This window comes from Subdoligranulum sp. APC924/74 (assembly GCF_003324125.1).
Lineage (GTDB): Bacteria > Bacillota > Clostridia > Oscillospirales > Ruminococcaceae > Gemmiger > Gemmiger qucibialis.
The window spans coordinates 1-4,724 of sequence record NZ_PSQF01000149.1; the positions used below are offsets into that span (position 1 = coordinate 1).

Sequence of the window (4,724 nt, forward strand, 5' to 3'; positions counted from 1 at the left end):
TTTTGGCAACGCAGATGCCGTGCCGCAGCTGCCGGAGCGGTGCTTAAGCCGCAAGGCGGGAATTGTGCGGTGTTGCCCTTATAAATGCGGGAGATGATCGCTTATGCGCCTTTTGTTGATAGAGGATGAACCTACTCTGCGGGAAAGCGTGGCTAAAAAACTGCGCCGTTCCGGCTACGAAATGGATGACTGCGGTGACGGAGAGACCGCGCTCGAGCTGCTTGCAGCAGAGCGGTACGATCTTGTCCTGCTTGATCTCAATCTGCCGAAGGTAAACGGCATGACCGTTCTGCGCACGCTGCGCAAGACCGACCTTGAAACGCCGGTACTAATTCTGTCCGCCCGCAGCGAAATTTCCGACAAGGTGGAGGGGCTGGACGCGGGTGCCAATGATTATCTGGCCAAGCCGTTCCACCTGGCTGAGCTGGAGGCCCGTGTGCGCAGCCTGACCCGGCGGCAGTTTATCCAGCGCGATGTATGCCTGCGGTGCGGGCGGCTGACCTTCGACACCAAGAGCCGCCTTGCCATGGCGGATGGCCAGCCCATTCCGCTGACCCGTAAGGAAAGCGGCGTGCTGGAATATCTGCTGCTGCATCAGGGACGCCCTGTCAGTCAGGAGGAGCTGATTGAGCATGTCTGGGACAGCAGTGTCGATGCGTTCAGCAACTCGATTCGCGTGCATATCTCTGCACTGAGAAAAAAGCTGCGCACCGCACTGGGGTACGACCCCATCCGAAACCGCATCGGTGAGGGGTATGAGTTGGAGGAAAACGAACCATGAACCGCATATCTTTTCAGTGGCGGATCACGCTGATGACCGCCGTACTGATTGCAGGGGCCTGCATCTGCCTGAATCTGCTGCTCTACCGCTCTGGTGCCACTGGTATGGACAACCTGAACGGGTATGTCCTGCAATACCAGCAGAATGATGATGAAAACCTGATGATTGAAATCCCGGACGACCAGATGTCGGATTTTCTTGTACAGTTTTCGCAGGAGGTCTACGATGCCAAGGCTGTTTTCGGCCGCAAGGGCTGGTGCATCACAGCAGCAGTAACGCTGCTGAGCGCGGCGATTGCCTATTTTGTCAGCGGCAAGGCTCTGGAGCCCTTGAAAAAGCTTGCACAGCAGGCCGAACGCATTGATCAGGACAGCCTTGTGGAGGTTCGCTTAGAGGAAAACACGATTCCGGAATTTCGCGACTTGAGCCAGTCTGTCAACCACATGCTGGACCGGCTGGCGCATTCCTTTGACCTGCAGCGTCAGTTTGCCGGCAATGCCGCCCATGAGCTGAAAACACCGCTGGCCATCATGCAGGCAAAGCTGGAAATGTTCGCTGAAGAACACCCCGACGCCGACAGCGAGATCACCGACCTGCTACGCTTTCAGACGGATCAGGTGTCCCGCCTAGTAAGCCTTGTCCGCACACTGCTGGAAATGAGCGATCTGCAGTCGATCCCGCGCGAGGATCATATCGAGCTGGCCCCGTTGGCCGATGAGATCGTGGCTGACCTGACCCCGCTGGCACAGCGCCGGAGCATCACCCTCTTTCAGGAATGTGAGGATGTCAGCATCAAGGGCAGCGACACCCTGATCTACCGCCTGCTCTTTAATTTGGTTGAAAACGGCATTAAATACAATACCCCCGGCGGTTCTGTGCATATCACGATCCGGCAAAAGAAAAGCAGCGCTGTGCTGCGTGTTGCAGACACAGGCTGCGGCATCCCTGAGGAGTATCGGACAAGTGTGTTCCAGCCCTTTTTCCGGGTAGATAAATCCAGAAGCCGGGAGATGGGCGGCGTAGGCCTTGGGCTTGCGCTTGTACGGGAGATTGCCCTGCTGCATGGCGGCACCGTTACAGCTGAACCGGCTGATGGGCATGGGACGGTTTTCACAGTCACCCTGCCGATACAAGCTTGACAGCCGTCTGCAGTGCCTTATTTCTCTGCCTATTCTACCACCGGCTTTGCCTCACTGGCGGCGATGGCAGGCTGCAGCTTGTTTTCCAGCCCGGTCTTTTGCAGCATATTGATGACATGATATTTTACGGTTGAATGCTCCACACAAAGCGCCTTGGCGCTCCCGCTGTAGGAAAGCCCGCGCACCAACAGGCGCAGCACGCGCATCTCGGCGGGGGTAAGATCGTACCGATGCTCTGTCTGTGGTGGAGGACACCTGCACCCACACCACCGAGACCGAAAAGTGCGCCCCCGTCAAGGACGACAGCTCGAGTGGTTCAAGTACCGACAGCGATGGTTTCGGCGGAAGTTCGGGCGAGAAATTCTACACAGTACCGCTTTCGCTGTCGCATTTTATTTTTCTCTACGTTGAAAGTATGCTATCTGGCATGGTATAATCTTGTTATTCAATCAAACATATATCAGGAGGGCTGTTGCCATGGCTGCAAACGCCGTTGACTTTGCGGGCACCCTTTGCGGATGCCGGTACGAAAAAGAACTGGAAACCCATTTTCGGGACTGTCTGCTGTTTTACATTGACGGGCGCATTCGGTTTGAGCGCTATTGCTATGGCGAGGCAGCCTGCCTGGTGTTCAGCCTGTGGGCCAACGGGCTGGACGAAACCGGCAAGATTTTGTGGGTGAAGGAGCCGGAGTTTGAGGTAGACCAGAAAGCGATTCCCCGTGTGATTACCGATGTACAGGAAAACGGTACTGCCCTGCAGGTGGACAACCAGCGCAAGCGCTATGTAAAAACCGAAGAGTTTGACGAGGACAAGCCCAACGGATATGGCCGTTTCAAAGTTTTTCTGCTGCGCCGCAAGCTGAAAAAACACTAAGGCAATACCGCATAATTCTAAGTGCCGATACGGCGAACGAGGTGCGGCAGATGCTAAGCCAAAAGCGCAGATAATACTGGATGCTGCAAAGGTGAGCGCCGCCAGTGGCGGAAACAGCGAACCGAAGCAGGGGCAGCGGTCGCAGAGTGCGAGGGCTTTTGCCCCCGAAGCACGATGCGGGTACCGCAACCCGACATTATCGAGCATTTTGGCAACGCAGATGCCGTGCCGCAGCTGCCGGAGCGGTGCTTAAGCCGCAAGGCGGGAATTGTGCGGTGTTGCCCTAAGACGCGTGGGCGTTCCTGCGCACCCTTTTATTCTATTCACATTTATCAGCAAGCGAAATTGCCCCCGGCGTACCGCGCAAAGCGGCACATCCGGGGGCAATTTTTATCTATTCGATTATTCAGCGGTGGGGTTCTGCGCTGTCATTCTTTAGCAAATTAAAAGCGCTCCACACCCTCGCTGGTCACGCGGGCATAGATCAGCGGCGGAACTTCCGGCTTTTCGGCACCGATGGTCAGGCCGCCAACATACATTTCTTCCGCTGCGGCAAACAGGGTGTCATCATCCGCATACAGGGTGCAGATCGGCTCCCCTGCCTTGACGGCATCGCCCAGCTTTTTGTGCATGATGATACCGGCAGCAAAATCGATGCTGTCCTCTTTTTTAATGCGGCCTGCACCCAGCAGCACGCTGGCGTTGCCGATACGCTCCACATCGTTCTGCACGATGTAGCCATCCGCCGGGGCACAGATATCGTGGGCATATTTGGCCTTGCGGAAAAGCGAGGCATCCCGCAGAACGCTGGTGTCCCCGCCCTGGGCTGCAAACATTTTGCAGCAAATCTCAAAGGCGGAACCATCGGCAATCACCTGTTCCGCCATGGCGCGGCAGGCGGCCATCTCCCCCTTACCCGCCAGATACAGCATATTGGAGGCCAGCTGCAGGCAGACTTCGGTCAAATCCGCCGGGCCTTTGCCCTGCAGCACGGCCATGCTCTCAGCCACTTCCAGCGAGTTGCCGATGTTATGGCCCAGCGGGGTGTCCATATCGGTAATCAGGGCTGCCACTTTGCGGCCATGTGCCGTGCCGATGGAAACCATCAAGCGGGCAAGCTCCACGGCTTCGTCCAGGTTCTTCATGAACGCACCGCTGCCCATTGTAACATCCAGCAGGATCGCATCCGAACCAGCCGCCAGCTTTTTGCTCATGATAGAGGAAGCAATCAGCGGAATGCAGCCTACCGTTGCCGTAACATCCCGCAGGGCGTACAGCTTTTTATCCGCCACCGCAATTTTGCCGCTCTGGCCAATGACTGAGATACCGATCTCATTGACCTGCTTAAAGAATTCTTCCTGCGTCAGTGAGGTGCGGGTGCCGGGGACGGACTCCATCTTATCAATGGTGCCGCCGGTATGGCCCAGGCCGCGGCCGCTCATTTTGGCAATTTTTACGCCGCAGGCTGCCACAATGGGGGCAATAACCAGGGTGGTTTTATCCCCCACGCCGCCGGTAGAGTGTTTATCTGCTTTGATGCCCTGAATGGCGGAAAGATCCACCATATCGCCGGAATGTGCCATCACATCAGTCAGTTCAGCCGTTTCGGCATCGGTCATGCCGCGCAGGTAAATTGCCATCAGCAGGGCGGACATCTGGTAATCCGGCACACTGCCATCCACATAACCGTTGACGGCAAAGGCAATCTCTGCCCGCGTCAGGGTTCCGCCATCGCGCTTTTTGGCGATGATATCATACATACGCATTTGGGGTTCTCCTATCTTTTTATGTGCGCCTGAAAAATAAGGCGAAAGCAGCTGGCAGGGTTTTATCCTGTCGGCTGAATTGCTGAGGCAATACCGCATAATTCTAAGTGCCGATACGGCGAGCGAGGTGCGGCAGCTGCTAAGCCAAAAGCGCAGATAATA

At 56.2% G+C, this 4,724-nt stretch carries 4 protein-coding genes and 1 pseudogene; 3 read left to right on the forward strand and 2 right to left on the reverse strand.

Going from position 1 to position 4,724, the window contains the following annotated elements:
* The first annotated feature begins 103 nt into the window (after positions 1 to 103).
* Together C4885_RS15490 and C4885_RS15495 are read left to right on the forward strand one after the other, a co-directional pair.
* A complete protein-coding gene (locus tag C4885_RS15490; protein ID WP_114001197.1) occupies positions 104 to 781 on the forward strand; it encodes a response regulator transcription factor in 678 nt (225 codons plus the stop codon).
* On the forward strand, positions 778 to 1,920 hold the full coding sequence (locus C4885_RS15495) for a cell wall metabolism sensor histidine kinase WalK (RefSeq protein WP_114001198.1): 1,143 nt from the start codon (positions 778 to 780) through the stop codon (positions 1,918 to 1,920). Before C4885_RS15490 ends, C4885_RS15495 begins: the two co-directional genes overlap by 4 nt.
* A 29-nt stretch (positions 1,921 to 1,949) precedes the next feature.
* Here the strand turns inward: C4885_RS15495 and C4885_RS15500 are convergent.
* Positions 1,950 to 2,129: pseudogene (locus tag C4885_RS15500) on the reverse strand (helix-turn-helix transcriptional regulator); the annotation flags it as partial.
* Between the two features lie 268 nt (positions 2,130 to 2,397).
* Here C4885_RS15500 and C4885_RS15505 point away from each other — a divergent pair.
* A complete protein-coding gene (locus C4885_RS15505) occupies positions 2,398 to 2,796 on the forward strand; it encodes a hypothetical protein (RefSeq protein WP_114001200.1) in 399 nt (132 codons plus the stop codon).
* Positions 2,797 to 3,239: 443 nt separating this feature from the next.
* Here C4885_RS15505 and C4885_RS15510 read toward each other — a convergent pair whose 3' ends face one another.
* On the reverse strand, positions 3,240 to 4,562 hold the full coding sequence (locus C4885_RS15510) for a pyrimidine-nucleoside phosphorylase (protein WP_114001201.1): 1,323 nt from the start codon (positions 4,560 to 4,562) through the stop codon (positions 3,240 to 3,242).
* Between the last annotated feature and the right edge of the window lie 162 nt (positions 4,563 to 4,724).